Below are 16,041 nucleotides of genomic sequence, written 5' to 3'. Positions count from 1 at the left end.
CGTCCGCGGGCTTGGGCTTGAAGCCACCCTCGAGCGCTGACGGCCTTGCGCGGCCTCAGGGCACTCGCAGCACCACCTTGCCCACCGTCGCGCGCGACTCCAGTCGCTGGTGGGCGTGCGCGGCTTCCTCCAACCCCACCACCAGCCCCAGCTTCACGCGCAGCTGCCCTCCCGCCAGTGCGCTTCCCAGCGCCTCGCGCGCCCGCCGCTGCAGCGCGGCCGGGTGTGGCGTGCGCAGCCAGTACGCGCTGACCTTCAGCGACTTCGCGTACAGCGTCTCCACCTCCACCGCCGCTGGGGGACCGCTCGCGCTTCCGTACGCCACCAGATGCCCGAAGGCCGCCAGCGACTCCAGGCTGCTTGCCCACGTGCTGGCACCCACGGAGTCCAGCACCACCTCCATGCCAGCTCCTTGCGTGACGGTGCGCACCCACTCAGCGACTGAGGCGGTCCCTCCGTAGACAAAAACCTCATCGGCTCCGGACTCGCGCGCGAGCTTTGCCTTCTCCTCGCTGGAGACCGTTCCGAGCACTGTCGCACCTGCTTGTTTCGCGAGCTGGATGGCCAGGAGTCCCACTCCTCCCGCCGCCGCGTGAATCAACACCCGCTGGCCCTGCTGAAGCTGCGCCGACGTGTGTATCAGGTGCCAGGCCGTGAGCCCCTGGACCAGCAGCCCCGCGGCCTCCTCGAACGAGACGTGTTCAGGAAGCTCGAGCAGCTCCTCTTCGGTGGTTGTCGCGAACTCCGCGTAGCTGCGCGGCGCGAGGGCCACCACCCGGCGACCCACCCACTTCGCATCGACCCCTGGCCCCACCCCGTCCACGATGCCGGCGGCTTCGCTTCCGAGGATCCTGGGCAACGGCGAGGTCGCGTCATACAGGCCGCGACGCCGCTCCGTGTCCGCGAAGTTCACCCCTGCGGCCTTCACCTGGATGCGGACCTCGCCCGGACCCGGAGTTGGCTCGGGTACCTCGTCCAGCCGTAGCACTTCCGGCCCCCCTACCTCGTGATAGCGAATGGCTTTCATGCGAAGCCTCTAACGGCGCGCCTTGTTTCATGCCGCTGCTCTCACCGCCGGCTCGAACTCGCCGCTTCCAAGTCCCTCCTCGAACGAGACGCGGCTCGTGCTTCGTCTCCCCGGGCCCGTCTCGGGCAGCGGAGACGAGGCTCGTGCTTCCTCCCCCCAGGCTCACCTTGGGCGGCAAGACGAGGCTCGTGCTTCCTCTCCCCAGGCTCACCTCGGGCGGCAAGACGAGGCTCGTGCTTCCTCTCCCCAGGCTCGCCTCGGGCGGCAAGACGAGGCTCGTGCTTCCTCTCCCCAGGCCCTCATCGGGCGAAACGAGCCTCGTGCTTCCCACTCCCCAGGCCCTCATCGGGCGAAACGAGCCTCGTACTTCTTGCGAGGACCGGCTCAGGTCCGTTGAGGCTGTCGGTGTTCCGCTGTCGTTGGTGCACGCGGCGGAAAAAGAGACGGAACAGAGGAGGGAACGCCTCGTGTGGCTGGCCTCGCCCCACGTGGCTTGCTTGAGTGGTGGCCCCCTTCACGCAGAGGAGCCTCCCGCATGAAGCTGATTCGTCCCTCGCTCGGTGTTCTGCTCGCGGCCGGATTCTTCGTCACGCCCATGAGCTCGGAAGCCGCCACGGTTCGCCTTGGGCTCGGAGCCGACTATTGGATTGATCAGAGCGCGGCCTTCAGCTTCCTGCTCGGCGTGGAAGGCCGTATCACCGGACCGATCTCCGTCGGAGCCCGCTTCGGCGCGGCACTCATCACGGATGGCAATGACGTGGGCATCCCCCTGGACCTCGTCATTCGCGCCAACATCACCAGCGCCAAGGTCTACGTAGAGGGGCTCGTGGGCCCTTGGATCGTCATGGGCCGAGGAGACGCGCTCCGAGCCCATGCGGCCTTTGGCTTCGGCCTCCAGGGCAAGGCGGCCAGCATCGGCGTCGAGGTGGGTTACCTGGAACCCGACCCCGTCATCGGCCTGCGCCTGGGCTACAAGTTCTGACCCATCAGTAGTGGGGCGGACGCTCGTGCTGCCGGGCATCCACCAGCCCGGGCTCCGCCTCCAGCTTCTTCTTCAGCATGTCCAGCTCCACTCGCAGCGCTTCGATGACTCGCTGCTGCTGATAGAGCACGTCGCTCAGTTCCTGCAGCGTCTCCTGCTGCTGCATGTAGCGAATCTCCAGCTCGGCGATGCGCTTCTCGTCCATGGGGCCTACCCTTACCCCGGAGAAGCCCTCGTCGTCCCCCCTCGTCCCACGCTCCCGTCTCGCCATGAACGTCCAGGAACACCTGCAGAGGGCTCGCGAGCTCCTCGCTCGAGGACAACCCGAGCTGGCCGAGTCCGCGCTCAGCGATGCCATCGATGCCTCCGTCTCCGCGGACGACCTCATCCTGCTGACACAGGCCCGCTTCGCGCTCGGAGAGTTCCTCTTCCAGCAACAGCGCGACGACGAGGCGCTCGCCTACCTCCAGGCCGTCGTCCGCACCGAACGCGTCGATGGCTCCGTGGACCCGGAGGTCAAGGCCTCCGCCCGCATGCTTCGCCAGATTCGAGGAATCGAGCCTCGGTGAACATGCCGGAGTCCCTCCCGGGTCAGGGAATGCTGCACGACTGTCGAATCAGCTCCATCCGCCCCGAGAAGCGTCGCTCCAGGTCCATTCGCGTCAGTCGCGCGTCCTCAATGAGCCTCGCCTGGAGCTGAAGCGCGCAGAGTGCCGCGAGTGACTTGGGGCTTCCCAGGTCCAGTCGGTCCGCCTGCCTCAACGCGTCCTGCGCGGCATCCAGCTCCCCCACGCGAAACAACGCCAGCCCCAGCTCGAACTGCGCGAGCGAGAGTCGGGGGTCTTCCTGCGTCGCCTTCCGGAACACCGCCACCGCCTCCGTGTCCTTCCCGTCCGCGCTCAGCACCAGGCCTTGCTCCACCAGCAACCGCGCCCGGGGCACCTTGCCTTGAAGCGCCTCCAGCACGGACAGCGCCTCCGAAGGCTGCTCGGCCGCGCGCAGCAGTCGCACATACCGCAAGCCAATGAGCGGATCCGCGGGCGCCTTTCCAAACGCGGCCTTCATCGCCTCGCTGGCTCCCACCACGTCTCCACTCTTCTCCTTCAGCTCCGCTCGGAGAATGTCTGGTCGCGCGTCACCAGGTGCCACCTGGACCGCTCGCTCCAGTGAGGCGCGCACACAGCGCTCCATCCGCTCCATGTCGCAGATGCGCGCGAGCAACAACTGTGTCTCCACCGCCGCCGGCTCCCGCCGCTCCGCCTCCTGGGCCAGCTCACGGGCCTCGGCGGGCGCGCCTTCGAGCAGCAACTCCGCGGCCTCCCGCAGCTCGGCGGCGGTCGCCTTCGGATGCGCTCGCAGCGGAAGCAGCAGCTTCATCCGCGCCTCCACGCCCTGCGTCACCCGGGCGATGGCCAGCTCCTGCTCGGGCATGTTCCTCGGCAACAGGAGCGGGATGAGGTGAAGCAGCACCGCCACTCCACACACAATCACCATGCCGCGCAGGCCTCGTCGGCGCCCGGGGTGGGTGACAGCCGCGTCGGCGCGCGATGAAGGCGCGTCCAGCGGCTCCTGCTGCCCTGCTTCCGTCCTTCGCACTTCCCGTCTCCCCGAGCAGGCGTCGCCGCTCACACCGCGCGAAGTCGGGTCCGCAGCCCTCGGGGCAGCTCCACCCCGCAGCTCCAGCACAACTCGAAGTTGCCGGGGTTCTCCTCCCGACAGCCCGGGCACTCCACCGTGCGCGACGCTTCCTCCTCGTCCTTCTTCAGCTCCGCCACCACTTCCCGCGCTTGCTCCACGTCGCCGGGAAGAAGCCAGAGCTCCACCCACGTCTCCCCGCTCGGAATCTCCCCGCTCAGTGGAACGAGGGCTTCGCCGCGCACCTCCACGGACATTCCCTCGGCTTCCAGCGTTCCCGCCAGCAACCGCGCCTCTCCCACCGTGCGGTGCACGGAAAACTGCACACGCGTCATGTCTCTCTCTTCACAGAACGCGGGGCGCTCGGCAACCACACCCTCCCTCCTGCTCGTGCCTTCACTCACCGCTGCCCGCTCGTCTGCTTATTGTTCATGCTTTGTCACATGTCACCTGGCCCGCGCGCCCCCGGTTCTCCCGTGTTTGCCTTTCACCGCGAGTCCAGGTGAAGATCCGCGCCGACAGGCTGTCGCCTCGAGAGTCTCCCTGCGCTCCTGTCATCCGGTGTGTGAAGCCTTTGTCCAGGAAGCGAGACGCCGTCCGATGCGTGCGCACGCTCTCCATTTAAGATTGGCCGCCCTCGCGCGCCCCGTGTGGGCTCGGCACGGGGTGGCCGTGCTCTGCGCGGGTTCCGCCTGGGCGTTGCCGTGGGTGCTGGGGCCTCTTCCCGCGTCCCTGGGTGTCCTCTGCTCCATCGCAGCGGTCCTCGTCGCGGCGCTCGTCGGTGGCGCGGGCCCCGCCTGGCTGGCGACGCTGTTGGGCTCGTTCGCCGTGGCCTCCAGCGCCTCCCCGAGCCCTGTCGCCACTGTCGCCTTGGAGATCGCCCTGTTCCTCGCCGTGGGGGGACTCGTTGGCCTCCTGGCGCGGCGGCGCTCCATGGGGACTGGCGCCATCGGGTCTTCCTCGCTTGAACGCGCGCCCGCTCCGTCGCACGAGGTGCTGGAGGCTCGCCTGCTGCGGAGCCTTGGTGACGCGGTCCTGGCCACGGATGCGAATGGCATCGTGCGCTACCTCAATCCCGCCGCCGCGCAGCTGCTCCAGTGTCCAGAAGAAGAAGCTGTCGGAGCCCCCCTGACGAAGGTGCTGCGGTCCCGACCTGAATCCGGCTCGTTCCCCATCCGCCACCCGACGACGCCCGCGTCGTGGTCCCAGTGGCCGCGCGCCTTGAAGCGACGTGACGGCGGAGAACTCCCCATCGAGGAGTGCATCGCACCGCTCAAGGGGCGCGACGGTGAGGACCTCGGCGCGGTGTGGATGTTCCGCGATGCGACCTCGCGTCGGCAGCTCGAACTCGAACGCTCGCAGTTGCTCGCGCGCGAGCATGCCGCGCTGGGCGAAGCCCAGGCTCAACGCGAGCGCATGGAGTCTCTCTTCCTCCAGGCCCCCACCGCCATCGCCGTCTTCCATGGCCCCGACCATGTCTGCGCGCTGCTGAATCCCCAGGCTCGCGCCCTGCTGGATGTCGATGGCGCCGCCATCGGCAAGCCGCTGCGTGACGTCCAGCCCTCGCTGGACCCGGGCATGCTGCGCCTCCTCGATGAGGTCTATCGCGAAGGGAGGCCCTTCTCCGGTCGCGAAGTGCCCCTGGCGTCCGCCTCGCCCTACGTCACCCCCTCGCTCTCCCGACAGCAGCGGTTCCATGACTTCACCTGGCAACCGTGGCGCGATGCTCGCGGCGTCATTCAGGGCGTCATGGCCGTGGCCGTGGAAGTCACGGGGCTGGTGGTGGCTCGGCGCGCGGCGGAGGACCTGGCTCGGGACCTGCGCGAGGCCGTCCAGGCCCGTGACGAGTTCCTCTCCATCGCCAGTCACGAGTTGCGCACACCCATCACTTCCGTCCAGCTCCAGCTCCAGTTCCTCCTTCGCGCGGCACCCGCCGTGGATGCCGAGGGCACCGTCTCACTCGTGCACCGTCGGGTCGACGCCACGCTGCGCTCCGTGGCTCAACTGCATCAGCTCGTCGCGACGTTGCTCGATGTGTCCCGCATCCGCGCGGGGCGGCTCGACCTGCATCGCGAGCCAGTGGACCTGTCCTCGCTCACGCAGGACCTGGTCTCCCGCGTCCAGGAGGATGCGGCGGGCGCGCGGTGCTCGGTGCGACTCGTCGTGGCCGAGCCCCTGGTCGGCTCCTGGGACCGCGTGCGCGTGGAGCAGGTCATCACCAACCTGCTCTCCAATGCCTTCAAGTACGGCGCGCAACGGCCCGTGGAAGTCCACGTCACCCGGGAAGGAGACTTCGCGCGGCTGAGCGTGAAGGACCAGGGGATCGGCATCGCGCTCGAGGACCAGTCGCGCATCTTCCACCGCTTCGAGCGCGCCGTGTCCCAACGTCACTACAGCGGCTTCGGCCTGGGCCTCTGGATTGTCCGGCAGATTGTCGAGGCCCTCCACGGCGACATTCGCGTGGAGAGCCGACCCAACGCCGGCGCGACCTTCATCGTCCGGCTGCCCCTGGAGAGCGTCGTCACCGCCGACGCCTCCGCGTGAGAAGGGCCGTGCTCGTGCCTCGGCTACTCTTCCTGACGAAGCTGGTGCGGTAGCACCGCGTGCGCGTGTCGTGGCGCCCTGGCGTGCAGCTCCCGCGTCAGCAGCGCATCCAGCTCACCGAGCAGGGCGTCGTAGTGCGGCCCCGCTCCGTGCGCGGGCAGTCGCTCCGTGGCCAGGCGGACCCGGGGTGACTCTTCGTCCTCGAAGGCGAGCGTCACCGCGAGGCCATCCGGCCCTCCCGCTTGGGGAACGAGCACCGCGGGCGCCGGCTGCCGAGTCGCCTCCTCCAGAAGAGGTGCCAGGCTTCGCGCCTCGTGCGGAGTGAGGTCTCGCTCCGATATCACCTCTCCCTGCTCCAGGACCCACAGGTGCTTGAGTCCTTCCACCCTCAGTGCCTGGGCCGCCGTGTTCGTCCGGCCGCTGCGCTCATAGGTCATCGTTCTCACGCCCATCACCTCCGTGGGAGGGAGGTAGGCACTCAGGCGCGCATCGCCATCCCCGCACGTGCGAACGGAGGCCCGCAACGCCGGGGACCCACCGCGCGGACGTACGCTTCATGACAGCGTGGCGAGCCCGCCGTTCGAGTGTCCCTTCGCGAGCCCCTCTCTACGGTGCGGCCCTCTCGAGCAACTGTCTGCTCGGGACTCCGGAGGACTCGTCCATGGGCAACAAGGGAAGTGGCAAGACGCCGAGCGCGAATGACCAGCGCTCCGATACGAAGAATCCCAACAACCCGTCGCAGAAGTCCGCGCAGGACAACCGCTCCAACCAGATGAACCCGAACCACGGGGGCAGCAAGAGCCCCCCGTCCACGACTCCAGGCGGCATGCCTGGCGGCAATGGGCGTCCCGACCCGTCGAAGAACAATCACTGATTGCGTGAGTCGTCCCATCTCCGGCCGGACCAGCGAACCGGAGATGGAACGACGGGGGCCACTGTGTCCCGGTGGCCTTGCTTCAGCGTGCCTTGGGCGAGCACTCGCCCTCGCCACGGAAGTGGCCCGCGGTGCGAACCAGAGCCGTGACGAAGTCGCGCAGGTTGCGCACGTTGCCCGCGCCACCCGTGCCGTACTGCTCCGCCGGCAGCTCCGTGAGGTCCACCGTCGCCAGTTCCTCCAGCGTCACCACACCGTCCGGACCCGCGATGCCCAGCCTGTCCGCCGCCGCCATCGCGTCGAAGCGCATCTTCGCGTCCGGCGACTGGAGGTCATCGAAGAAGAGGTGGTCGCCGTGGATGGTGAGCTGCACCGTCTCCTCGCCATCCTTGGGCACCGTCACGCCCGCGCCCAGTTCCGGGCTCTCGCAGCGCTCGTAGAGCGTGTTCGTCTTGAAGCCCCAGTCGAACTGCTTCGTCACGCCGCCCTTCGTCGCGGTGCCCACCACGAGCAGGCTGAGCCCCTCCGTCTTCATCCGCTCCACGTCCTGCGCGTCCGCGTTGCCGGCCACGGCGCTCGCCACCGGGGCAATCGCGTAGCTGATGTCGTCCCACTCGCGCGCGTCCAGGTCCTTGAAGGACTCCACCACCACCGGTCCCGGCTTGTGCACGTCGAACACGCGGGCCTGCGTCTGCTGCGCGGCCACGTCGTCCTGCGTCTGCACCTTCACCTCGCTCAGCACCACGACGAACTTCGAGAAGCGCACCGTCCAGCCGTCGACGAAGCCCGCTTCCTCGCCCACCGCGGCGGGAATCTCCTTCTCGATGTAGTCCTCGCCGTAGGTGGTGAACGTCACGTTGCCCGTGCCGTCGCTGCACGCGACGAGTCCCAGGCACGACAACCCCAGCATCCAGTTCTTCATTGCACGGCTCCTTCTTCCCACGTCACCACGTAGGCGGTTGTGTCTTCCACGCCCCGCAGCAGCGCGTTGCGCGCCTGACTGTCGGCGGGGAAGGTGTAGACGCCATCCGCGTCCGGGTCGGTCGCGGTGGCGAAGTCGATGCGGTCCATCCACTTCCTCAGGTCCACGGAGATGCGCACCCGGCCCATCTCCGTCCCGAGGGACTTCTCGAAGCGCACTCCGGCCACCGGCTTGGGCAGGTCCGCGTCCACATCGAAACGCACCTGGCCTCCATCCGGGTTCGTCGCCGTGCCGACCACTCGCACCGCGTGGCCCTTCAGGACTCCCTGCGCGTCCGTGGGCGTCGCGAGCGTCAGCTCCAACGAGCCGTACTCGCCCGTCACCGCGCTCGCCGTGCCCATGACGCTGACACCCCCGAGCAGGTCCACCGTGTGCGTCTCCAGCAGTTCGCCCAGCGCGTCGCCCGGCACGTAGTGGCCCGGATGCGCGTGCGCCGTCCCGCCGATGAGCGAGTACCAGTCGAAGCGCGGCGTGGCGCGGCTCGACAGCAACACGCGGCCCTCGAAGAAGCGCACCGGACCCACGGAGACGTGCGCGGAGTCGAGGACGATTCGCCACCCTCGCTCGTTGGGCTCCTGTGACAGCGTCGCGGCCGTCACCTCCACGGGAAACGCGCGGCGCTCCGCCTCGCTGCCACAGCCGAACGACAGGGATGACGCGGCGGCCATGGCCACCGCGCTCTTCAGCATGCGTCCGCGATTCATAGATGGACCTCCAAGGTGAGCGAGGCCATCCGAGGCGACCCCGCGGTGAAATGTCTGGCCGGCACGAGGCTGGCCGGTGCGCTCGGGTTGAAGCGCGAGCTGTAGACGAACTCGCCATCCCTCCAGCGCGAGTCGAGGAGGTTCCTCACCTCCAGCCGCAGGCCCAGCTCTCCCCGGCGCAGCCCCATCTCCGCGTCCGCGAGGAACACCGCCTGGCTGCGCTCGTCGAAGGGCAGGGGACGCGGACCGAGGAACGTCAGGCCCGTGCCGATGGAGAACAGGGTGCCCTCTCCACCCAGCCACTCCACCGGGCGCTCCCAGCCGATATCCGCCCTGGCGACGAGCGGCGCGAAGTAGGGCAGCAGCGTGTCCGTCGCCGTCACGTAGGCGTGCGCCACGGTGCCACTGAGCGCCGCGACGATGCCGGGCAAAGGACGCGCCTGGAGCGACGCCGTCACTCCCGAGCGCAGCGTCTCGCCCGTGTACACGGTGGTGCCCACCGTGTGGTCGAAGAAGAAGTCGTTCTCCACCTGCGAGCCGAAGACGCTGAGCTGCGCGGCCCAGCGCTCGCCGTCCTTCCTCGCGCCCACTTCCGCGCCGTGCACGGAGACGAAGGGGGCCCGCTCACCTTCGGACAGGCTGCGCGCCTGCGGAGAACGGAAGCCATCGCCATAGCTGGCGAACAACCTCCACGCATCCGCGCCGTCTGACAGCGCGTACTCCACGCCCGCCTTCGCGCCCAGGTGCACTCCGAAGGCACTGCGCGAATAGCCCTGCCCGTCATAGAAACGCGGGTCCCGGAACGCGAGCGCGTCGAAGACCTCCACGCCCAGCGCGTCCGCTCGACCGCCCAGGCGCAGCGCCCAGCGACCGAGCGCCATCCTTCCCTCCGCCCAGCCCCAGACGTTCGTCTGCGTGAAGCGCGCGTCGATTTCGTCGGAGAAGAACGTGCCGTCCGACTCGCGATAGCGACGCTGCGATTGCTCCACGCCGTCTCGCCGCGCGCCCAGGCCCAGCTCCAATGTCACGGGGCGGCCGAACGCCGTCACGCTTCGACGGTGCTCCGCTCGTGCTCCAAGCACCGTGGCGTCGTTCGTCTGCTCCAGTCCGTCACCCCGGTCGTCCACCCGGTAGCCGGTGAAGTTGTTGCGCAGGCGCAGGTCCGAGATGATTCCGAAGAGCTCCAGCTTCGTGCGGCCCTTGCCTGCTCGGGGCAGGTCCACGCCGAGCAGCAACTGGTGGCGGGACACCGTGCCTCCCTGGCGCGGCGTGGACGCGGAGAAGAAGTCGCTGGTGCCCGTGAGCAGGTCGTCCTCGCGCACCACTCCGGGCGAGTCGAAGCGCGTGACATAGCTGCCGCCGAGCGCTCGTACCGTGAGCCCGTCTGCGAGTCGCGCCGTCGCCTGCGCGAGCAGGGATGCCCGGCCGTAGCCTCGCTGTGTGCCGTAGCCCTTGCCCTCACCGAGCTCCACCGCGGCGAAGGTTCCCGGGTCGTCTCCGGGGCGCACCGTGGCCACGAGGCGACGCTGGCGGTACTGCCCCAACGTGCCCGCGAAGTGGACGCCCTGCTCCTTCACTCCCAGGTCCATCCGCACCGAGCCGGCGACCGCGAAGTCACCCTGTGACGCGCGATAGGAGCCCTCGGTGACTTCGATGGACTGGACGACCTCGGGGATGACGAAGTTGAGGTCCGCGTAGCCCAGCGCGTGAATGTGGCTCACCTCGTTGACTGGCAGGCCCGCGACATCCAGCTCCACGTCCTGGCCATGCAGCGCATCGAAGCCGCGCAGGAAGAGCTGGTGGGCCTTGCCCTCGCCACTGTGTTGCGAGGCCACGAGCCCCGGGATGGCGCGCAGCAGGTCGACGGCGCTGCTGCGGGGTGCCGCGTCGAGGATGTCTCGGCCCAGGGTGACTTCTGACGCGCTTCGCGCGGTCCTGGTGCCTCGGACCACGGTGCCTGGTGCTGGCTGTGATTCGGGTGTGCCCGCGGTGGCGGTGTCCTGGCTCGCGGGGGGAGTGCTGGCTTCGTCTTGCGATGCCGTGAGGGGGCTAGGGGCCGCCTCACGCTCATCCGCGGGGAAGGTTGGCGCGGAGGTGGCGTTGCCCGACGCCTCGGACTCCTGCTTGCCGTCGGCCGTACCCCCGTCTCGGGAGGCTTCGTGCTCACGCGTGGCTTCCGTGTTCGTCACACGGAGGGGCTCGGTGGTGGACGCAGCCTCCGTGCGCACGGAGGACTCCTGCGCCATGGCGACGCAGGGCAGGCACAACGCCAGGAGTGGGGTCGACAATACGGCCAGGACACGCACGGACATGGAGACACCCACGGCTGGACGGCCACGCTCCGCGCCCTCGTGCACGCGGACCTCGCGTGACACCGCTGGCTCATCGTCGTGACAGCCCGCCGTCGTGGAGACGGGAAGCAATGTGCGAGAACACGTGAACCACCCCGTGCTCACCTCGCGCACGACGTGCACGAGAGCACCGGGCTCACGCTCGAAGGATTCGGGTGATGATTCGCCGACCCCGGACTACGGGCCTTGTGGCATCGCCGTCGGTCGCGGCGACGCTCCGGGCGCGACAGCTGGCCCACGCGCGACTTCGGTCACCCACGAGACCCAGCGCACGGCGGGTACATGGACCATGGCCCACGTCGTCGCCACCGCGCTCAGGTGCTCCACCGAGCCTGTCAGGTGCTTGTGTCCATCCTGACCGTGCCCCTCACGCCGATGACCGTCGGTCTCCCGGGGCCTCTCCGGCGACAGGGGCGACGCTTTGGCTCGGGCCCCGTGCGAGTGGGCCTTGTCGCCATGGGCGTGGACATGCGCTGCCCCTCCCAGTCCTCCCGCATGACCCACCACCGCATGCAACACCGGCGCGACGGCAAGCCCGTACACCAGGACCATCAGGCCCAGGCTCGCGAGGTCTCGTCGGTCGTGGGGATTCAGCAAGGCTCGGTCAGCGGGTGGAGAGGACGGTGGCCGCCTCCTACCCGGCTTCCTCCATGCACGCAAGGCAGCGACCGACGTGATGCCCGCCATTCAGCACAATGAATGACATGCAGGATTGCTCGCGCGAACTCGCACCACGCGCGCTGGCATCGACAGGTCGCATCGGTGGCCGTCGCGATGCCGATGACGAGGCTGGAACCCTCAGCGATGCCGCGGAGCGTGTCTCCCGCGACGACGGACCGACGTCGATGACCCGCGCGGGTCGACGCGGTTTCAAAGTCCTGGCCCGGGTGCGGCGGTCCCGGTGTGTGACGCGCGGTGAGATACCCATGTCGGCGTGCTATACGGACAGGGCCCGTCGTCCGGATGTCTGGCGTGGCATCGTGCGCTCACAACACCCGTGGGTGAGGGCAGGGGCCTCCGGGCCCAGGTGCGCCCGCGCGGCGTCGGCGCCACGGTCCGTGGGCTCCCTCGGCCCCGCCCCCCTCCAGGACGAGCCTTCCGCCTTCACCGCGTCAGTCCACCCAGGAGGTTGTCCACCATTCCTCCCTCGCGGATGTGGGTGCTGTGGTCCGCTTGACGCGCCGCATTGATTCCCGTGTCACCGGGGGCGGACCGTTATTACAATCCGCGTGTGCGTTCTGAATCCGCGGCGCTTCGCCAGCAGTCCACCGAAGGGGTCATCCCACCGACGAAGCCTCGCTCCGAGCGGCTGAAGTCCCTGGCCACCGAGGAGTTCGATGTCCTCGTCATCGGAGGTGGCGTCACCGGTGCCGGCACCGCGCGCGATGCCGTCCTGCGCGGCCTCAAGGTGGCGCTCGTCGAGCGCGAGGACTTCGCCAGCGGCACCTCGAGTCGCTCGTCCCGACTCATCCACGGAGGCCTGCGCTACCTCGAGCACGGCCACCTGGGCCTCGTCTTCGAGTCCAGCATCGAGCGCCAGCGCCTGCTCAAGCTCGCACCGCACCTGGTCCGCCCGCTCGCCTTCGTCTGGCCCGTCTATGCCGGCGCCCGCGTGCCTCGCTGGAAGCTCAACGCGGGCCTCATGCTCTACGACGCCCTCTCCCTCTTCCGGAACGTGAAGGGCTACAAGCGACTCAACCGCGAGCAGCTCCACGCCGCCGAGCCCGCCCTTCGCACCGACGAACTCAAGGGCGGCGCCCGCTACTACGACGCCGCCACCGACGACGCTCGTCTCACCCTGGCCAACGCCCTGGGCGCTTCCGAGTCCGGCGCCGTCGTCCTCAATCACGCCTCCGTGCAGCGCCTCACCGTCGTGGACGGCCACGCCCGAGGCGCCGTGGTGGTGGACCACCTCACGGGCCAGGAACTCACGGTGCGCGCTCGCGCCATCGTCAACGCCACCGGCCCGTGGAGCGATGAGATTCGCAAGCTCGATGCCTCCGGCGGCAACGTGCACGCGGTGCGCGGCAGCAAGGGTGTCCACATCTCCGTCCCTCGCGAGCGGCTGGGCAACCATGATGCCCTCACGCTGCTGTCCCCCAAGGACGGCCGCGTCATGTTCGTGCTGCCCGCCGACGGCTTCACCATCATCGGCACCACGGAGACGTCCACGCGCGCCCACCCGGCCGAGGTGCGCGCCAGTGAGACCGATGTCGCGTACCTCCTCGAGTCCGCGAACGCCTTCTTCCCCGAAGCCCACCTCACCCGCGCCGATGTCGTCAGCGCCTGGGCCGGCATTCGCCCCCTCTCCGCCACCGGCTACCATGGAACCCAGGCCGACCCGGGCAGCGCCAGCCGCGAGCACCACATCGACGTGAGCCCCACCGGCGTGCTCGCCATCAGCGGCGGAAAGCTCACCACCTACCGCGTCATGGCTCGCGATGTCGTGGACGCCGTGGAGCGTCAGCTCGGGCAGCCTCGTCGCAAGTCGCCCACCGAAACGCTGCCGCTGCCCGGCGGAGACATCCCCCGCATGGACGCGGAGCTCGCCGCCGCGCGGGAGACCATCGGCGACGCCGCCACCGCCACCCATCTGGTGCGCGCCTATGGCAGTCGCTGGCGCCGGGTGTGGGACCTCACCCGCGAAGACGCCTCGCTGGCCCGGCCGCTCGCCGAGGGCCTGCCGTACCGCGCCGCCGAGGCCGTCTGGGGTGTCACCCACGAGTTCGTCCACTCGCTCTCCGACCTGCTGATCCGCCGACTCAAGGTCGGCTTCGAGACGCGGGACCTGGGCCGTGGTGCCGCCCAGGTGGCGGCCGAGGTCATCGCACCTCGCCTGGGGTGGGATGCCGCGGAGACCCAGCGGCAACTCGACACGTATGCCTCCGACGCGCTGCGTATCTTCGGTGTCGACAGCGCCGAGTCCTGAGTCGGTCGAAGTCGCTCGCCCAGCGTTCGCCGGTTCACGCCCCCGTGTCTCACTCCGTGAGAGAGACGTCCATCGCCTGACAGGCCCGCGAGCGGCCGGACGGCCAGCGTGCTTAACTTGCGCCCGGGGACTGGGAAGCGATGTGCTCCCGTTCACCCCGGCCGATGCATCCACGCCGGCGCTGATGACGTACCTGTCCGCTGGCCGGGATGCGCAAGGAGAACGACGATGAAGCGTTGGGTCTGGCTCGGGTTGCTCGGTGGGGCGGTGGCGTGCACCAAGGTGCCAGAGCGTCCTCCCGTGGAGACCGAGGACGTTTGTCCCGGCACCGAGGAGATGTCGCTTCCCACGCGCTCACAGTCGTCGCTCGACGCGGAGGACGGCTCGGAGTCGGTGCTCATCACCTTCCGCCCCCGGGTGTCCGCCAGCGCCATGGCGAGCACCGACGCCTTCGCCGAGGACGCGCGACGCGTGGGGGCCCACGTCAGCCACCGCTTCCCCCGCATCAACACCATCGCCGCGAACGTGACGCCCGAGGCGCGCGCGGCGCTCGCCAACAATCCGGACGTGCTGAGGGTGGAGCCCAACCGCCCGGTGCACGCGTTTGGAATGCCGAGCCTCTCTCCCTCGCTGTGGCAGGGCGCGCTGCCCCCCAACACGCGCGGCTCCACCGGTGAATACACCGACGGCTTGAAGGCCGTGCAGGCGCCCCAGGTCTGGGATGCCAACGGCGACGGTGAGCTGGACGTCGGCGCTCCGTCGGGCACGAATATCAAGGTCTGCATCATCGACAGCGGCTGGGACAGCCGGCACCCGGAGCTCGCGGCCGCGTACATCGGCGGCAAGGACTTCCTCGACGGAGACGATGAGCCGCTGGACCAGGGCAAGGTGGACGGCGTGCTGCAGTGGGGCGGCGGTCACGGCATGCACACGGCGGCCACCATCGCCGCGCAGCTCGGCGCGGGCGCGCACGTGCGCCCCGGTGAGGAGCCCAACGGCGTGGCGGGCGTGGCGCCCACCGTGTCGCTGCTCGTCGCCCGTGTGCTGAACGTCAACGGTGACGGCAACACGGCGAACGTCATCGCCGCGATAGACTGGTGCGTGTCGCAGGGCGCGAACATCGCCTCGCTGTCGCTCGGGTCGGTTGCCGACTCGGACGCGGAGAAGCTCGCCTTCGAGAAGGCGCAGGAAGCGGGCGTGCTGGCCATCGCGGCCACGGGCAACCGAGGCACCAACGAGACGTCCTATCCGGCTGGCTACGACACGGTGATTGCCGTGGGCGCGGTGGACTCCAACAGCGCCTGGGCGCCCTTCTCGCAGTACGGCGACTTCGTGTCGCTGGTGGGGCCGGGCGTGGGCGTGCTGAGCGCGACCATCGTCGGCGGCGCGCCGTACGGTGATGTCCAGGCCGCGGGGACGCGCTACGCTTCAGAGCCGCTGGAGTACACCGCCGTCGGCGTCTACACGGGGAAGATGGTGTACTGCGGCCTGGGCGAGCGCGTGTCCTCGTGCGGTCAGGGCGCCACCTGCGACGGGTTCGTGGCGCTGGTGGACCGGGGCGGCGGCATCCTGTTCCAGGAGAAGGCGCGCAACGCCATCCGCGCGGGCGCCAAGGCCATCATCATCGGCAACAACACCACCGAGGGTGGTGGGGGCTTCACGCTCACCGACCCCGCCGAGTACTGGGTGCCGACGACGGCCGTCACGCTCGCCTCCACCAACACCCTCAAGGGACTCGCGGGTCAGGACGTGACGGTGGACGTGTCCGGCCTGGACTACCTGCGGCAGTCGGGCACGTCCATGGCCACCCCGCACGTGGCCGGCGTCGCGGCGCTGGCGTGGAGCGCGTGCCCCGCGCTCACCAACGTGCAACTGCGCGCGGTGCTTCAGGAGAGCGCGCACGATTTGGGCGACACCGGCAAGGACCAGAAGTTCGGCTACGGACTGGTGCAGGCCAAGGCCGCGGTGGACCTCGCGAAGCTGCGCTGCCCGTCGCCCGCGCCGTGAGTCGCG

Annotated in this window: 14 protein-coding genes; 6 read left to right on the top strand and 8 right to left on the bottom strand. The window is 69.3% G+C overall.

From position 1 onward, the window contains the following. Nucleotides 1–55: 55 nt before the first annotated feature. A complete protein-coding gene (locus HUA75_RS38575; protein WP_174489278.1) occupies nt 56–1,027 on the bottom strand; it encodes a quinone oxidoreductase in 972 nt (323 codons plus the stop codon). Between the two features lie 535 nt (nt 1,028–1,562). On the opposite strand from HUA75_RS38575, the gene HUA75_RS38570 reads away from it, so the two are divergent. Then, the gene (locus tag HUA75_RS38570) at nt 1,563–2,009 is read left to right on the top strand and encodes a hypothetical protein (RefSeq protein WP_174489277.1); all 447 of its coding nucleotides are present in this window, start codon (nt 1,563–1,565) and stop codon (nt 2,007–2,009) included. A 4-nt stretch (nt 2,010–2,013) separates the two neighbouring features. Here HUA75_RS38570 and HUA75_RS38565 read toward each other — a convergent pair whose 3' ends face one another. Continuing rightward, entirely contained in the window at nt 2,014–2,214 is a 201-nt protein-coding gene (locus HUA75_RS38565) for a SlyX family protein (protein WP_174458140.1), read from the bottom strand. A gap of 64 nt (nt 2,215–2,278) precedes the next feature. Here HUA75_RS38565 and HUA75_RS38560 point away from each other — a divergent pair, with 64 nt between their 5' ends. Continuing rightward, the gene (locus HUA75_RS38560; protein WP_174489276.1) at nt 2,279–2,578 is read left to right on the top strand and encodes a hypothetical protein; all 300 of its coding nucleotides are present in this window, start codon (nt 2,279–2,281) and stop codon (nt 2,576–2,578) included. 22 nt (nt 2,579–2,600) lie between these two features. Here HUA75_RS38560 and HUA75_RS38555 read toward each other — a convergent pair whose 3' ends face one another. Next, nucleotides 2,601–3,605 carry a hypothetical protein gene (locus HUA75_RS38555; RefSeq protein ID WP_371746291.1) on the bottom strand — a complete coding sequence of 335 codons (1,005 nt, stop codon included), beginning with the start codon at nt 3,603–3,605 and terminating at the stop codon, nt 2,601–2,603. A 29-nt stretch (nt 3,606–3,634) separates the two neighbouring features. Beyond that, nucleotides 3,635–3,979 carry a DUF2007 domain-containing protein gene (locus HUA75_RS38550; RefSeq protein ID WP_141642764.1) on the bottom strand — a complete coding sequence of 115 codons (345 nt, stop codon included), beginning with the start codon at nt 3,977–3,979 and terminating at the stop codon, nt 3,635–3,637. 337 nt (nt 3,980–4,316) lie between these two features. Here HUA75_RS38550 and HUA75_RS38545 point away from each other — a divergent pair, with 337 nt between their 5' ends. Next, a complete protein-coding gene (locus tag HUA75_RS38545) occupies nt 4,317–6,188 on the top strand; it encodes an ATP-binding protein (RefSeq protein ID WP_174489275.1) in 1,872 nt (623 codons plus the stop codon). A gap of 23 nt (nt 6,189–6,211) precedes the next feature. Here the strand turns inward: HUA75_RS38545 and HUA75_RS38540 are convergent, their stop codons facing one another. Beyond that, nucleotides 6,212–6,634 carry a hypothetical protein gene (locus tag HUA75_RS38540; protein ID WP_141642766.1) on the bottom strand — a complete coding sequence of 141 codons (423 nt, stop codon included), beginning with the start codon at nt 6,632–6,634 and terminating at the stop codon, nt 6,212–6,214. A gap of 215 nt (nt 6,635–6,849) precedes the next feature. Between HUA75_RS38540 and HUA75_RS38535 the strand changes: the two genes are divergently transcribed. Next, nucleotides 6,850–7,062, top strand: coding sequence for a hypothetical protein (locus HUA75_RS38535; protein ID WP_141642767.1), 213 nt, complete (start codon nt 6,850–6,852; stop codon nt 7,060–7,062). A gap of 82 nt (nt 7,063–7,144) precedes the next feature. On the opposite strand, the gene HUA75_RS38530 is transcribed toward HUA75_RS38535, so the two are convergent. Genes HUA75_RS38530 through HUA75_RS38520 form a run of 3 tightly spaced genes read right to left on the bottom strand, consistent with a single transcriptional unit; the run spans nt 7,145 to nt 11,060 of the window. Continuing rightward, on the bottom strand, nt 7,145–7,984 hold the full coding sequence (locus HUA75_RS38530) for a hypothetical protein (protein WP_174489274.1): 840 nt from the start codon (nt 7,982–7,984) through the stop codon (nt 7,145–7,147). Continuing rightward, a complete protein-coding gene (locus HUA75_RS38525) occupies nt 7,981–8,748 on the bottom strand; it encodes a hypothetical protein (RefSeq protein ID WP_174489273.1) in 768 nt (255 codons plus the stop codon). Before HUA75_RS38525 ends, HUA75_RS38530 begins: the two co-directional genes overlap by 4 nt. Further along, nucleotides 8,745–11,060 (bottom strand): TonB-dependent receptor domain-containing protein, encoded by a 2,316-nt coding sequence (locus tag HUA75_RS38520; protein WP_254628002.1) that lies wholly within the window; start codon nt 11,058–11,060, stop codon nt 8,745–8,747. Before HUA75_RS38520 ends, HUA75_RS38525 begins: the two co-directional genes overlap by 4 nt. A 1,270-nt stretch (nt 11,061–12,330) precedes the next feature. On the opposite strand from HUA75_RS38520, the gene glpD reads away from it, so the two are divergent. Together glpD and HUA75_RS38510 are read left to right on the top strand one after the other, a co-directional pair. After that, nucleotides 12,331–14,028 (top strand): glycerol-3-phosphate dehydrogenase, encoded by a 1,698-nt coding sequence (glpD, locus tag HUA75_RS38515; protein WP_141642771.1) that lies wholly within the window; start codon nt 12,331–12,333, stop codon nt 14,026–14,028. A 228-nt stretch (nt 14,029–14,256) separates the two neighbouring features. Beyond that, nucleotides 14,257–16,035: a S8 family serine peptidase gene (locus tag HUA75_RS38510; RefSeq protein WP_141642772.1), complete on the top strand. Its 1,779-nt coding sequence runs from the start codon at nt 14,257–14,259 to the stop codon at nt 16,033–16,035. Nucleotides 16,036–16,041 lie beyond the last annotated feature (6 nt).

The organism is Myxococcus sp. CA040A (assembly GCF_013336725.1).
Lineage (GTDB): Bacteria > Myxococcota > Myxococcia > Myxococcales > Myxococcaceae > Myxococcus > Myxococcus llanfairpwllgwyngyllgogerychwyrndrobwllllantysiliogogogochensis.
This window is presented reverse-complemented; position numbering and strand designations above follow the sequence as displayed.

Excerpts from the sequence above, each read along its gene's own strand:
- HUA75_RS38550 (WP_141642764.1), bottom strand. The coding sequence starts at position 3,979 with ATGACGCGTGTGCAGTTTTCCGTGCACCGCACGGTGGGAGAGGCGCGG.
- HUA75_RS38570 (WP_174489277.1), top strand. The coding sequence starts at position 1,563 with ATGAAGCTGATTCGTCCCTCGCTCGGTGTTCTGCTCGCGGCCGGATTC.
- HUA75_RS38575 (WP_174489278.1), bottom strand. The coding sequence starts at position 1,027 with ATGAAAGCCATTCGCTATCACGAGGTAGGGGGGCCGGAAGTGCTACGG.
- HUA75_RS38535 (WP_141642767.1), top strand. The coding sequence starts at position 6,850 with ATGGGCAACAAGGGAAGTGGCAAGACGCCGAGCGCGAATGACCAGCGC.
- HUA75_RS38520 (WP_254628002.1), bottom strand. The coding sequence starts at position 11,060 with ATGTCCGTGCGTGTCCTGGCCGTATTGTCGACCCCACTCCTGGCGTTG.
- HUA75_RS38560 (WP_174489276.1), top strand. The coding sequence starts at position 2,279 with ATGAACGTCCAGGAACACCTGCAGAGGGCTCGCGAGCTCCTCGCTCGA.
- HUA75_RS38525 (WP_174489273.1), bottom strand. The coding sequence starts at position 8,748 with ATGAATCGCGGACGCATGCTGAAGAGCGCGGTGGCCATGGCCGCCGCG.
- HUA75_RS38565 (WP_174458140.1), bottom strand. The coding sequence starts at position 2,214 with ATGGACGAGAAGCGCATCGCCGAGCTGGAGATTCGCTACATGCAGCAG.
- HUA75_RS38530 (WP_174489274.1), bottom strand. The coding sequence starts at position 7,984 with ATGAAGAACTGGATGCTGGGGTTGTCGTGCCTGGGACTCGTCGCGTGC.
- HUA75_RS38510 (WP_141642772.1), top strand. The coding sequence starts at position 14,257 with ATGAAGCGTTGGGTCTGGCTCGGGTTGCTCGGTGGGGCGGTGGCGTGC.